Consider the following 13,679-nt stretch of genomic DNA (forward strand, 5'->3'; position numbering starts at 1 on the left):
ATTGTGGTACAATTTCCCTTTACATTGTTCAGACATTATCATATTTTTAAATAGTAACCGATATACAGTTATGGTAAACTATTAGTACCTGCTATCAAAGGAGTGTTTCAATAATGACATTTGTTGTTATTATACTTAGCTACTTAGTTGGATGTTTCCCAAGTGGCCTTGTGTTAGGTAAGTTATTTTATAAAAAAGATATTCGACAATTTGGAAGTGGCAACCTAGGTGCTACAAATACATTTAGAGTATTAGGAAAAAAAGCTGGATTTATCGTGATGTTTTTAGACATCTTCAAAGGTTTTATTGTAGTTTTCTTCCCAATATGGTTTAATGTAGATATTCCTAGCATATTTGTAGGTATTTGTGCAGTAATCGGACATGTATTTCCAATATTTTTGAAATTCAAAGGTGGAAAAGCCGTTGCAACAAGTGCAGGTGCAGTTCTAGGTGTACATCCGATACTACTAATTATACTAGCTATTATATTCTTTGTAATTCTATATTTAACTAAATATGTATCATTATCTAGTATTGTAGCGGGTATAAGTTGTTTTATAGGTGCAATTATCATTGGTGATATACCTTTCTTAATCGTATCTATTGCAATATTGGTTATACTGCTCGTCAGACACCAATCAAATATCGTAAGAATATTCAAAGGACAAGAACCAAAAATCAAATGGATGTAAAGGAGAATGCACTATGAATTTAGAAATTACTGAAAAAGCTATCGAATGGTTTAAAGACGAATTAGAATTCAATGATGATCAAGCCTTACGATTTTTCGTTCGTTATGGCGGTGAATTTCAGTTAAAACAAGGCTTCTCACCCGCATTTACTGTAGAAGAATTAAGTTCTTCTGAAGTTGGTTTTAAAGACGAGAAAAACGATATTCCATTTTTTATTGATGAAAAAGATTTATGGTACTTTGATGATAATGACTTAGTAATTGATTTAAATGATAATGGAGAAATTAAATATGAAGTCAAAGCTTCAAGATAAACTATAAAAGCAGATGTATTTCGTGTATTAAGCGAAACACATCTGCTTATTTATTATAGTTTACGATCTACACCTTGTTCAGTTTCTTCATGAATTTTCAAATATGCATTATGCCATTCAGGGAAACTCTTATCTAATCTAATGGGTCTGTTTGAACCTTTTTTCAAGCAAACATGTGTTGTTGATCCTGTTGACACAACTTCTCGTTGTTCATTTAATATCTCATAAGAATAAATTGATCTTATAGGTGAATAATGAGAAATCCACGTTTTAATGATGACTTTTTCAGGGTATGTTATAGACTTCTTATAAGAAATGTTCAAATCAACTACAGGAGATATAATTCCTGCATTCTCCATATCTGCATAACTAAATCCCGCTTTATAAATGTAATCTGTTCTCGCCACTTCGAACCAAATAGCATAATTCGCGTGATAAACAACGCCCATTTTATCGGTCTCTGCATATCTAACATCTATTGGTGTTTCACTATAAATCATGATTCAATCCCTCTTTCTAAATTCCTTAACCTAATCATAACATAAATATATTTACGCCTGTGATTATATTCTTTTAAATACATATATTTAATTTTTATATAAAAAGCAGTAGACATTCAATTTAAAAAGAATATCTACTGCTCATCTATGAATTAGCTTTATATTATTGTGCTAATTTGTTTCTTAATACCATTTGAAGAATACCACCGTGTCTGTAGTAATCAATTTCAACTTCTGAGTCGAATCTTGCTAAAGCTTCAAATTCAGTAACTTTACCGTCTTCGCTTGTAGCTGTTACTTTAAGAATATCACGAGGTTTAACACCTTCATGAATATCTACTGAAATAGCTTCTCTACCAGTTAAACCTAAGCTATCTGCTGAATCACCTTTTTTGAATTGTAAAGGTAATACACCCATCATAACAAGGTTAGAACGGTGAATACGTTCGTAACTTTGAGCAATAACCGTTTTAACACCTAAAAGATTTGTACCTTTAGCTGCCCAGTCACGAGAAGAACCCATACCGTAGTCATTACCAGCAAGTACACATAAACCAATACCATTTTCTTGATATTTCATTGAAGCATCAAAGATAGGCATTACTTCTTCTGTTGGCCAATAAGTTGTGAATCCACCTTCAGTTCCAGGTGCTAATTGGTTCTTAATACGAATGTTTGCAAAAGTACCTCTCATCATAACTTCATGGTTACCACGACGAGAACCGTATGAGTTAAAGTCTCTAATTGCTACATCGTGATCTTGCAAGTATTTACCAGCTGGTGTATCTTTACCGATTGCACCTGCAGGAGAAATATGGTCAGTTGTAACTGAGTCACCAAATTTACCCATTACTCTTAACTCACTTAAAGGTTGAATATCTTTTGGTTCTTTAGATAAACCTTGGAAGAATGTAGGGTTTTGGATATATGTTGAATTAGGATCAAAGTCATATAATGGTTGATCTGTTGTTTCAATTTGATTCCAAACTTCATTAGATTCAAATACTGTTTTGTATTCTTCTCTAAATAGTTCAGGTGTAACAACTGATAATACAGTGTCTCTAACTTCTTCAATTGATGGCCAGATGTCTTTTAAGTATACATCTTCACCATTAGATCCTTTACCAATTGGATCATTTTGTAAGTCGATATCAACAGTACCAGCTAATGCATAAGCAACAACTAATTGTGGTGATGCTAAGTAGTTAGCTTTAACTAATGGATGAATACGACCTTCGAAGTTACGGTTACCAGATAATACTGAAGTAACAAGTAAATCTTCCTCAGCAATCGCTTTTTCAATTTCAGGTAATAATGGACCTGAGTTACCGATACAAGTTGTACAACCATAACCAACTAAGTTGAATCCAAGATCATCTAAATATTCTTGTAATCCAGCGTCACGTAAATAGCCTGTAACAACTTTTGAACCAGGTGCTAATGAAGTCTTAACGTAATCTGGTACTTTTAAGCCTTTTTCGATTGCTTTTTTCGCTACTAATCCTGCACCTAACATTACATATGGGTTAGAAGTGTTTGTACATGAAGTAATGGCTGCAATTGCAATGTCACCAGTCTTCATTGAAGTCTTCGTACCATCTTGTAATTCAATATCTACAGATTTATCAAATTCTGATTTATCCAAACCATGACCTTGGTTACCTGCTGGTGCAGTCACTGATTCAACAAATGATTTTTTCATGTCGCTTAATTTGATTAAATCTTGTGGACGTTTAGGACCAGATAAGGATGCTTCAACTGTTGATAAATCTAGATTTACAACATCTGTATATGTTGGTTCTACATTTTCAGCATTGAAGAACATGTTGTTTTCTTTTAAGTATTTCTCTACAACATTAACTTGTTCTTCAGAACGTCCAGTTAAACGTAAGTAACTTAATGATTCATCATCTACTGGGAAGAAACCACAAGTAGCACCATATTCAGGCGCCATGTTAGCAATTGTTGCTCTGTCTGCTAATGGTAATTTTTCTACACCAGGACCAAAGAATTCAACAAATTTACCGACAACACCTTTTTTACGTAACTCTCCAGTTACACGTAAAGCTAAGTCAGTAGCTGTTGTACCTTGTGGTAATTCGTTTGTTAATTTAACACCGATAACTTCAGGAACTGGGAAGTATGAAGGTTGACCAAGCATACCTGCTTCGGCTTCAATACCACCTACACCCCAACCTAATACACCAATACCGTTGATCATTGTTGTATGTGAGTCAGTACCTACTAAAGTATCTGGGTAAGTTACAAGTTCATTTTCTTCTTCTCTAATGTGTACAACACTTGCTAAGTATTCCAAGTTAACTTGGTGAACAATACCAGTAGCTGGTGGTACAGCGCGATAGTTATCAAATGATTTTGTTGCCCAGTTTAAGAATTGGTAACGCTCGATATTACGTTCGAATTCTAATTTCATATTCATTTCTAATGAATTTGGTAATGCATAGCTATCTACTTGTACAGAGTGGTCAATAACTAAATCAACAGGTACTTCAGGGTTGATTTTAGAAACATCTCCACCAACATCATCCATCGCTTTACGTAAAGAAGCTAAGTCTACAACTGCAGGTACACCTGTGAAGTCTTGTAGAATAACACGTGATGGCTTAAATGGTACTTCTGCATTAGCATCGTTAGATTTACCCCATTTTGCTAAATTCATAATATGTTCTTCTTTAATGACACGTCCGTCAAACTGTCTTAAAACTGATTCTAATAATACACGAATAGAATAAGGTAGTTTATCAACATTAGATAAACCTAATTCGTCTAATGTTTTTAAGCTATAAAACGTGTATGTTTTGCCGTTCAATTCAAAAGATTTTTTAGATTGTTCTTTTAAACTTGAGCTCATTATTTGTTCCCCCTTTAAAATTGTGCAAGTTAATGCTTCATATACAATTGTATAATCAATACTTTAGTAAAACAATACATTACGCTTAAAAATGAATATATTTATCATTCAAGTTTATAATAGGATACTATAAGTTTTACTTATGTATTTTCAAATATACATAATTTCTAGTTATTAGTTGATAATGATTATCAACTATAAATAAAAATAGGCTGAGACATTAATTTGTCTCAGCCTATCACTTATTAATCTTCCATTTCTCTTGCTAAACGACGTTGTTCTTTTAATTCTTGTTCATATTCTCGTTTAGATTTTTCTACATATTCTTTCATACGATGCTTATTCGGTGTAATCGATAATCCAAGATATTTTCTTTCTTGGTTTGCATCTTTATAGAACGCGACAATCATCATAATGATAATGAAACTAAACGGGAATGCTGAAATAATTGCTGCTGATTGTAATGCATTTAATCCAGTATCTCCACCAGATAATAATAATACGAATGCAATAAGTGATTGTGCAACACCCCATACAATCTTCACTCTAACTGCTGGTTCTAATGATCCATATGTTGTCTGCATACCTAGAACGAATGTTGCAGAGTCTGCAGAAGTTACAAAGAATGTACAGATTAATGCTAATGCAATAATAGATAGAATCGCACCCATTGGTAATTCATTAAATACACCAAACAATTGAGTTTCTGTAGTCATTTTGAAGACTTCTGGGTTTGACTTACCAACTTCAATACCTGTTACACCAAATACACTGAACCAAATAAAGCTAATGATTGTTGGTACAAGCATAACACCTAAAATAAATTCACGAATTGAACGTCCTCTAGAAACGCGGGCAATGAATATACCTACGAATGGACTCCAACTCATCCACCAACCCCAATAGTAAAGTGTCCATGAATTTAACCATTCACTCTTTTGAGGATTTAACGGTGCTACATCAAAACTATTGAACAAGAATGAATCGAATAGTGCACCAGTTGATGATGTAAACATATTTGCAATTAAAATTGTTGGACCGATAATTAAAGTAACGATAAGTAAAAGTGAAGCTAAAATAATATTTAAGTTACTTAAATATTGGATGCCTTTACTAAGTCCACTCCATGCACTCATTAAGAATAAAATCGTTACAATAACGATGATGATTCCTTGTATAACAATATTATTTGGAATTCCAAATAAATATTCTAATCCACCATTGATCTGTAAAGCACCCATACCTAATGATACGGCAACCCCTACAACAGTTGCGAATACTGATAACACATCAATAATGATACCTATAAGACCATCTACTCTGTTCCCTAAAATTGGTCTTAATGTTTTAGATAGTAAACCAGGTTCACCTTTTCTAAATTGAGAGTAAGCTAACGCTAAAGCAACTACACCGTATATTGCCCACGCATGGAAGCCCCAGTGTAAGAATGTAGAACGCATGGACTCCGTCATCGCTGCTTTAGTTTCTGGATCAGCATTCGGTGGTGAAACAAAGTGAGACATTGGTTCAGCTGCACCGTAGAACACAAGTCCGATACCCATACCAGCACTGAATAACATTGCAAACCAAGAAATTGTATTAAATTCTGGTTTATCATGTGGTCTACCTAATTTTAACTTTCCAATTGGGCTAAATATAATGAATACACAGAAAAATACCATACCAATTGTGATAATCATGTAATACCAACCAAAGTATTTTGAAATCCATGCACTGATATTACCAGTTATTTCACCAAACTGAGTTGGAAAAATAACACCTAGTGCAACAATGATTGCAACAACTATGGCACTAATTGTAAAAACATTTGAAACTTTTTTCCCATTTGGATGTGTTGGAATATTGGCCATTATAATTCTCCTTTCAAAATAACAAACTTTAAATTATGTATTCCCGTTTTAACTTATTTTATTCGTGATATTTTCAAATAAGTGATATATGAAAACAGCAACATTCAACATTTTAACAAATATTACACCTAAAATCAAATTGACTATTTCTTTTTATGCCATATTCATGTATGATAAAATTCGATAAGGAGGTGTTTAATATGTCATTATTAAAAGAATTTAAAGACTTTGCTTTGCAAGGTAACGTTTTAGATTTAGCAATCGCCGTTGTTATTGGTGCTGCCTTTAACAAAATTGTTACATCTTTAGTTGAGAACGTCATAATGCCACTTATTGGATTAATTTTTGGAGAAGTAGACTTCGCTGAAAAATGGTCATTAATGGGTATCAAGTACGGTCTATTCATCCAATCTATCATTGACTTCTTAATCGTCGCATTCGCACTATTTGTATTCATCAAAATTGCAAATACTGTTATGAAAAAAGAAGAAGAAGTTGACGAACAAACTGTATTACTTACAGAAATCCGCGACGCTTTACGCGAAAAGTAAGTTTTACATATTTAAAAAAACCATCGATTATTGTTTTTTCAATAATCGATGTTTTTTTAATATCTTTATTAATCTTCTACTGGACCTTCTTCTACTAATGTTTTAACATCAGCTACAATTTCTGATTTCGGAAATTTTTTATCCCCAGCATCCTGTCCGCTATATGATTTAATGATCTTTCCATTCTGATCTATTAAATAGAAACTTGTACCATGTGTGACTTGAGTACTACCTTTTGGTGGTGGTGCCACGATTGATTTAAAGTTATCTTGTGCGTATTGTTTAATAAATTTGAAATCATAATTCGTTAATAATGTCCATTTATTGTCTGGTACATTATATTGTTTAACGTAATCTTTAAGTTTTTTCGGTGTATCATTTTCTGGATCCACACTAAAACTTAATACCCCATAATTTTTAACGCCATCTTTTTCAAGTTGATCAATGACCGTACTCATGTTGTATGTCATTGGTGGGCATACTGTTTCACAATTCGTAAAGATAAAGTCAGCAATATACACTTTCCCTTTCATATCTTTTTGTGAAAATTTATGACCATCTTGATCAGTTACATTAAATGACTGCATTTTATTGCCAAATCGACTGTCCGGTTCAATCGCATTATTACTACATGCACTTATTATCAACATCATACTTGCAACCAATATTAGAAATATTCCCTTTTTCATCCTAACACTCCCATAACTCTGTTAGTTAAAATATATCAAATTAAAATCACAACTTAAATACATAATTTAATCTATTTATGTCTTTGATGTGTCATTCAATTATTCGAGAATGATGTTGTACTTAAAAATCCATTCTTGTTTACATTTAATATGGTAGGAATTCTTGTCTTTAATTCGGATACGTGAGAAATAATGCCAACTAAACGACCAGACATTTGTATATTAACGAGTGTATCGAGTGCAGTTTCTAAAGTTTCAGCATCCAACGTACCAAATCCTTCATCGATAAACATGGATTCTAAATGAATGGCACCCGCTTCTTGCTGTACAACATTCGACAATCCTATCGCCAATGACAACGACGCTTGGAATGTTTCACCACCTGATAATGACGTAATATGTCTCGTTCTATTTGAAAATCTATCAAACACTTCAATTTCCAAACCACTTAACCCTTGTGATTTTTCCTTTCTACGCACGAGTTGATAGCGATTATTCGTCATTTTAAGGAAATGTCTATTTGCATTATCTAATATGTGATTTAAATAATAAATCAGCACATAATTCTCCAATGATAGCTTCTGGCTATTCTTCCCATTCATCGTTCTCGATAAATCAATCATTCCTTCTTGTTCTTTAAGGTCTTGATTAATCTTATCTATCACATTAAGAATTGCTTTAGATTTTTGGTCATTTTGTTCAACTTTCAATTGAAGTTGATTCAATTGTTTAACTAAATTGTTCAGCGTTTCTTTAGCACTTACTAATTGTTCTTCTGTATTAGCGATATCAGGCATTTCTTGATCTTTTATCTTTTTACTAAGCTCTTTAACGACCGCTTCAACTTCTATATACTTTTTATCATATTGCTGAGCATTTTCTTCTAATCGATCAATATCCTCTACTTGTAACAACAATTCATCTAACTGAGCATATGATGAAATGTCATGTTTGTTCATTTCAGTGTTTAAATAATCTTTTGTAGATTTAATTTGTTCTTCAATCATAGATAAACGTTCTTTAACCGTAGTATGTTGCATTTGTAATGTTTGCTTATCTTTTTGATAGTGCTCTTGTTGTTCGTTTAATTGTTTCATATTATGATCAAACTTAGATAATGTGTTTTCTAACGTATTCACTCGTTCAACAAATGATGATACTTCATTGTATCCCGTCTCTTTTTTAAAGTACGCTAAATCATTTTCATATGTCGATACTTTATGATTTAAATCATTTAATTGTAATGTGTGTTCTGTCATTTGCTTTTCTGCATCGCTTATTTCTTTTTGTAGATGTTGAATATGCTGACGATTTTCTTGATATGTTTTTAAAGTACTCACTATTTGTTCAAGACTTTCATTCAATGATGCAATATCCTTTTGTACATCCTTAACATCACTTAGCTTGTTCAATTGTTCATTCGTTAAATTAATTCTTTCTTTATAAGTCGTAATGTGTTGATTTACTACTTGTAACTGCTGTTCAACTTCTAATTGCTTCGCTTTTTCTTGTTTTAAGCTTTCAAAATCAACATCTCCATTGATTGTTTCTATGATCGAGCCACATATAGGACAATCTTCACCTTTATGAACATGCTTTTGAATTTTTAATATTTCATCTTCAACATTCAATATATCAAATGTCTTTTCGACATCGTTTTGTTGTTCGAGTGATGTTTTTTCATTTTCATATTCTACTAATTGACGATTATATGCTTGTACTTTCTCTTCCAACGCTTGTTTATCTACATATAGTTTTTGTGTTGTTTCTAGACCTTGTAATGTTAACTTCATTGTTTCTTGTTCTTTTAATTGATTTTGCTCATCTTGTTCATCATACGTTATTTGCCCAAGTTTAGTATGAAGTTCATCTGTTTCTTGCTCATTTTGTTCAATTGCCTTTTTTAAAGTTTCTTGTTTTTCTCGTTGTTTTACTATGTCTTGTTCTGCTTCTATATATTTTTCAATATTTACTTTTATATGCTTCGTATTTTGAACAAATGCTCTATATTCTTCAATTTGTTCATGTTCTTTATGTAGATTATTTATTTGTTGTACAATTGCTTCTAATTTTTGCGTATTATCCCTTATTTGTTTTTGAAGTACTTCTTCATTTTTTATTTCGTTTGTATGATTAGTTTCTTTATCTTTAAGTTGATGATATTGATAAGTTAAAGACTGTACACTTTTTAAGTATTTGACTTGTTTCTTCAAATCATTGATTTCTTTTTCTTCACTTTTCAACTGATTTAATTCTGCTTCTTTAACTTTTAAAGTTTCAAAGTTATCTTTTAATGCCTTCTCTCGTTCAAAGACACTTTCAATTTCACTAACTTGTTGCTGTTGTTTAGATTTCAAATCTGTTATTTCTTTTAACTTATCTTGTCCTACCGCTTCATATGACGATAATGCCTCTTGAATCACTTCATAACGATAGCCTTCAACTTGTTTATGTTCTTGTAACGTTTCATCATCAAAATCATGCATATCATTTATATACTGTGTGATTTTTTGATAGTGACTTTCGATTAATGCGATTTCTTTCTTCATTTCTAACTCTAATTGTTCTTGCAACGTCTCAAAACGATTACTATCGAATAGAGTTCTTAATATACTTCTTTTATCTGTACTGTTCGATACGAGAAACTGTTTGAATTCACCTTGAGGAAGAATCAATATTTGTCTAAACTGCTTAACATTCATATGTAATAATGCTTTTAAATAATCATTACTTGTATTAATGCTTTTCGTTTCTAATGACCACTTATCATTAATTTTTTTATATACTTCAACAGTGGCATTGGTTGGGTTTTTATTACCTTCTTTAATGTATTTCACTGTTCTTACGACGCTATATTGCTCATTTTTAATTTCGAATTCAAATTCTACTTTTGTTGGTAACTTAGGATCTGCAAAATGACTTCGTAAATCGACTTCTTCTCGAGACTCTGTCGATGTCTTACCAAACAAAGCGTAAACCAACGCATCAAAGATCATCGTTTTACCTGATCCTGTCTTACCACATATTAAAAATAATTGTGATTTAGATAAATGTGTAAAATCCACTTCTTCATTTATAAATGGTCCAAAATATTGCATCTTTAATAATAAAGGTCTCATTTTATTCTTGTGCCCCCTTATTTAAATCATTTTCTAACAATGCGATAATTTTCTCTCTTTTTATACCTTCTAACGGTTCACCCGTTACATGATCGTAAAACGATTCAATAATTTCTAAATCCGTCAAAGTATGAACATCCACATCTATTTCATCATTTGCAACTTCATAGTCTTGTCTAGATATTTGAAGTGTATTAGGATATATACTTCTTATCTTCATAAGTGGATCTGTCACATGGTCCATATCAGATAATTTAAAGTGAAAATAATCATCTTTATGCTTGATGTCTAACTTTTCATGTATGACATCTTCATAGCTTGCTTGTATCACTTGAAATGCTCTTTTAGGTTCTATTGGTATAAATGACTGTTTAAATGTTTTATGACCAAAATCAAATAATCTATATCCTTTAGCTTGGTTTGCCTCTGAAAATGAATATTGCATTGGCGTTCCAGAATAAAATATGTAATCAGACTGTATCGCAAATGGGTGATGTAAATGACCTAGTAATACAGCATCGAATATATCAAAGGTTTGTGCACTAACTGTTTCTATAGTCCCAATAGATAATGGTCTTTCAGAGTCTGTCGATTCACCACCAGCAACGAATAAATGACCTATTAAAATATTCGTTTCATCTTCATTTATTACTTCTTTCATTTTATTAACAATAAATCCAGTCGCTTCTTGATGTGTATGAATATCTTTCACTTCATATACATGTCTAATATCAGCAGGTGTAAAGTAAGGCATCACGTATATATTGACATCATTGACTTTAATTGGTTCAAGCAACTGATTGTATCCTGTTATAATTTTTAAGCCTGTTTTTTCGAACCATCTTTCTCCGTAGTTTAAACGTTCTTTACCATCATGATTTCCACTTATAGCTATAATTGGTGTGTTAAGTTCTAAATTGATTGTTGAAAGTGCATCTTCAAGTACAACCATTGCCTCCTTATTAGGATAATGTAAGTCATATAAATCACCGCTAATCACGACAATATCTGGTTGATGTTCTTTAATTGCATCGATTAATTTTGAAAGTATAAACTTTTGATCTTCTATTAATGATTGACCATTGATGGTTTTACCAATGTGCCAATCAGCAGTATGTAAAATTTTCATTTAATAGCTCCTTTTATAATATTTATTAGACAGGTTGAAACGCTTCATTTATACTAAATCTAAGGAGTGATTTCATTGAGTAACGCATTTATATTTTTTATTATTTTATGGTGCATCGTATTTATTTCGTTACTTGCAATCGGTGGATTCTTTATGTTTCGTAAATTCTTAAAACGTATGCCTAAAGATAATGGTATGAGTGAACTTGATTGGCAAGACTACTACATTAATAAAGCTTTACCATTATGGAATGATGAAGCACGTAGTTTATTAAACGAACTCGTTTCACCTGTTCCGGAATTATTTAGGGATGTTGCGAAAGAAAAGATAGGTGGACGTGTCTCTAAAATTGCATTAGAAGAACATGCCACAACAATCGAACTTGACCATATCATGAGAGGATATATCGTAGCAACACCAAAAAGAGATCACAAATTCATGAAGAAAAAGCTAACCGAACTTAATATAGATTATACACCATATTTAAAATTGTTCGAATTAGCTGATGATGAGAAGAATAAATTTTCTATCTTTGATCATAGAGAAGAAATTTCAAATGCAAAAACAACGCACACTCAATAATTGAGATGTGCGTTGTTTTTTAATTTACAATTGGCATACGGTCTTTTAATTTTTTATATTTAACATACATAGCAATTCTCCAAGGTACAATCATACTAAATGCGAGTAAGAAAAACATACCAGCTAATTGACCTGGATCGATTGAATCACTTAAGAAAAATTTACCGACTGATCTAATGATTAATAACGATATTAAAATAACCGGAAATAATTTAGAACGTTTCATATAAATTTCTGATCCTTTAACTTCAAAGTTAGAAGTAAAGATAAGAAATAGTGAAAAGAACAAACCAACTAAAATTGCTTCTATAATCTCACTGCCATTTAATCTAAAGTACGGTACAACATACATTAATGCACCTGTAGCCATAAAAAATGGCGGTAATACGATTTTTTTAGCATTAGTTGGATAATTTTGTGCTTTCATTCTAACAACAATAACTGCCAATCCCATTAAAGCTGCTATTACAAATGAAAAAAGGAAATACATATCTAAAACCCCTTATAAGTACGAAATAACAATAATATTTAATTTAAACCTAATGATTGGAAGAATATCGTGATCTCCGTTAATAAATCAAAGAACAGTAATATTCCCATAATTATCATAATTATACCACCAAACTTCATGATAGCAACATTGTACTTTTTAATAATTTGTAATTTAGTTATAAAGAATGTTAGTACGAAAAATGGAATGCTGAATCCTAATACATATAACAACATATAAAGTAATGCTTGTGATGAATTAGTAGCAGCTAACGTACCAATCGCTGCAATAATCGGACCATTACATGGTGTCCATCCTGCAGCAAATGCCATACCTATAAGAAAAGTACCTATATAACCTGTGGGTTTCGTCTTGAAATTTATTTTACGGTCTTTCATTAAAAATTGTGGCTGAAATACCCCTAATATAATGAGACCAAATACAATAATAATAATGGCACCTAATTGCCTGATTAACGTTTGGTAATTAATCAACATACCAGAAATATATCCTATACCCATTCCAAGTATCATATATATAACACTAAAACCAAGTAAAAAGATAATCGTATGTAAGATTGCATTACGACTAAGTCCTTTAGTTTTGATGTCGTCATAACTCATACCTGTTATATAAGAAATAAACGCTGGATAGATGGGTAATACGCAAGGAGATACGAAACTTAATATGCCTGCACCAAAAGCTACAAATACTGTGATTTCCACAATGATCCCCCTCTCATTCATATTCTATTTTATCAAATAACAATTAAGTTAAAACACCTTTATTTGAACAATAAGTGAAAACTTAAACAAAATAAGAAACGAGCCTTAGACTATTGTATACGTCTGAGACTCGTTTAAAAATATCA

12 protein-coding genes are annotated in these 13,679 nt (G+C 31.7%); 4 read left to right on the forward strand and 8 right to left on the reverse strand.

All coding sequences use genetic code 11. The annotated features are described in order from the left end of the window. Positions 1 to 110 precede the first annotated feature (110 nt). Together plsY and MUA60_RS08405 are read left to right on the forward strand one after the other, a co-directional pair. On the forward strand, positions 111 to 692 hold the full coding sequence (gene plsY, locus MUA60_RS08400; RefSeq protein WP_262650605.1) for a glycerol-3-phosphate 1-O-acyltransferase PlsY: 582 nt from the start codon (positions 111 to 113) through the stop codon (positions 690 to 692). A gap of 13 nt (positions 693 to 705) precedes the next feature. After that, positions 706 to 1,005 (forward strand): HesB/YadR/YfhF family protein, encoded by a 300-nt coding sequence (locus tag MUA60_RS08405; protein WP_025905926.1) that lies wholly within the window; start codon positions 706 to 708, stop codon positions 1,003 to 1,005. 53 nt (positions 1,006 to 1,058) lie between these two features. Here MUA60_RS08405 and menI read toward each other — a convergent pair whose 3' ends face one another. The 3 genes from menI to MUA60_RS08420 all read right to left on the reverse strand — a co-directional run bounded on the left by menI (position 1,059) and on the right by MUA60_RS08420 (position 6,248). Next, complete coding sequence (gene menI, locus MUA60_RS08410; RefSeq protein ID WP_262641093.1) at positions 1,059 to 1,505, reverse strand: 1,4-dihydroxy-2-naphthoyl-CoA hydrolase MenI; 447 nt, start codon at positions 1,503 to 1,505, stop codon at positions 1,059 to 1,061. Between the two features lie 163 nt (positions 1,506 to 1,668). Further along, positions 1,669 to 4,377, reverse strand: a complete 2,709-nt coding sequence (acnA, locus tag MUA60_RS08415) for an aconitate hydratase AcnA (protein WP_262647878.1) — start codon at positions 4,375 to 4,377, stop codon at positions 1,669 to 1,671. Positions 4,378 to 4,622: 245 nt separating this feature from the next. Continuing rightward, the gene (locus MUA60_RS08420) at positions 4,623 to 6,248 is read right to left on the reverse strand and encodes a glycine betaine uptake BCCT transporter (RefSeq protein ID WP_262647879.1); all 1,626 of its coding nucleotides are present in this window, start codon (positions 6,246 to 6,248) and stop codon (positions 4,623 to 4,625) included. Positions 6,249 to 6,448: 200 nt separating this feature from the next. Here MUA60_RS08420 and mscL point away from each other — a divergent pair, with 200 nt between their 5' ends. After that, positions 6,449 to 6,799 carry a large conductance mechanosensitive channel protein MscL gene (gene mscL, locus MUA60_RS08425; RefSeq protein ID WP_262647880.1) on the forward strand — a complete coding sequence of 117 codons (351 nt, stop codon included), beginning with the start codon at positions 6,449 to 6,451 and terminating at the stop codon, positions 6,797 to 6,799. A gap of 68 nt (positions 6,800 to 6,867) precedes the next feature. On the opposite strand, the gene MUA60_RS08430 is transcribed toward mscL, so the two are convergent. From MUA60_RS08430 to sbcD, 3 genes are all read right to left on the reverse strand, one after another. Beyond that, complete coding sequence (locus tag MUA60_RS08430) at positions 6,868 to 7,488, reverse strand: SCO family protein (RefSeq protein ID WP_262647881.1); 621 nt, start codon at positions 7,486 to 7,488, stop codon at positions 6,868 to 6,870. A gap of 95 nt (positions 7,489 to 7,583) precedes the next feature. Continuing rightward, entirely contained in the window at positions 7,584 to 10,607 is a 3,024-nt protein-coding gene (gene sbcC / locus MUA60_RS08435) for an exonuclease subunit SbcC (protein WP_262647882.1), read from the reverse strand. 1 nt (position 10,608) lies between these two features. Then, on the reverse strand, positions 10,609 to 11,736 hold the full coding sequence (gene sbcD, locus MUA60_RS08440) for an exonuclease subunit SbcD (RefSeq protein ID WP_262647883.1): 1,128 nt from the start codon (positions 11,734 to 11,736) through the stop codon (positions 10,609 to 10,611). Between the two features lie 75 nt (positions 11,737 to 11,811). Between sbcD and MUA60_RS08445 the strand changes: the two genes are divergently transcribed. Beyond that, entirely contained in the window at positions 11,812 to 12,318 is a 507-nt protein-coding gene (locus tag MUA60_RS08445; RefSeq protein WP_025905909.1) for a DUF2621 family protein, read from the forward strand. Positions 12,319 to 12,337: 19 nt separating this feature from the next. On the opposite strand, the gene MUA60_RS08450 is transcribed toward MUA60_RS08445, so the two are convergent. Further along, positions 12,338 to 12,808: a CcdC family protein gene (locus tag MUA60_RS08450; protein ID WP_025905907.1), complete on the reverse strand. Its 471-nt coding sequence runs from the start codon at positions 12,806 to 12,808 to the stop codon at positions 12,338 to 12,340. A gap of 38 nt (positions 12,809 to 12,846) precedes the next feature. Continuing rightward, positions 12,847 to 13,533, reverse strand: a complete 687-nt coding sequence (locus tag MUA60_RS08455) for a cytochrome c biogenesis CcdA family protein (protein WP_078104443.1) — start codon at positions 13,531 to 13,533, stop codon at positions 12,847 to 12,849. Positions 13,534 to 13,679: the final 146 nt, after the last annotated feature.

Source organism: Mammaliicoccus sciuri, from assembly GCF_025561425.1.
GTDB lineage: Bacteria > Bacillota > Bacilli > Staphylococcales > Staphylococcaceae > Mammaliicoccus > Mammaliicoccus sciuri_A.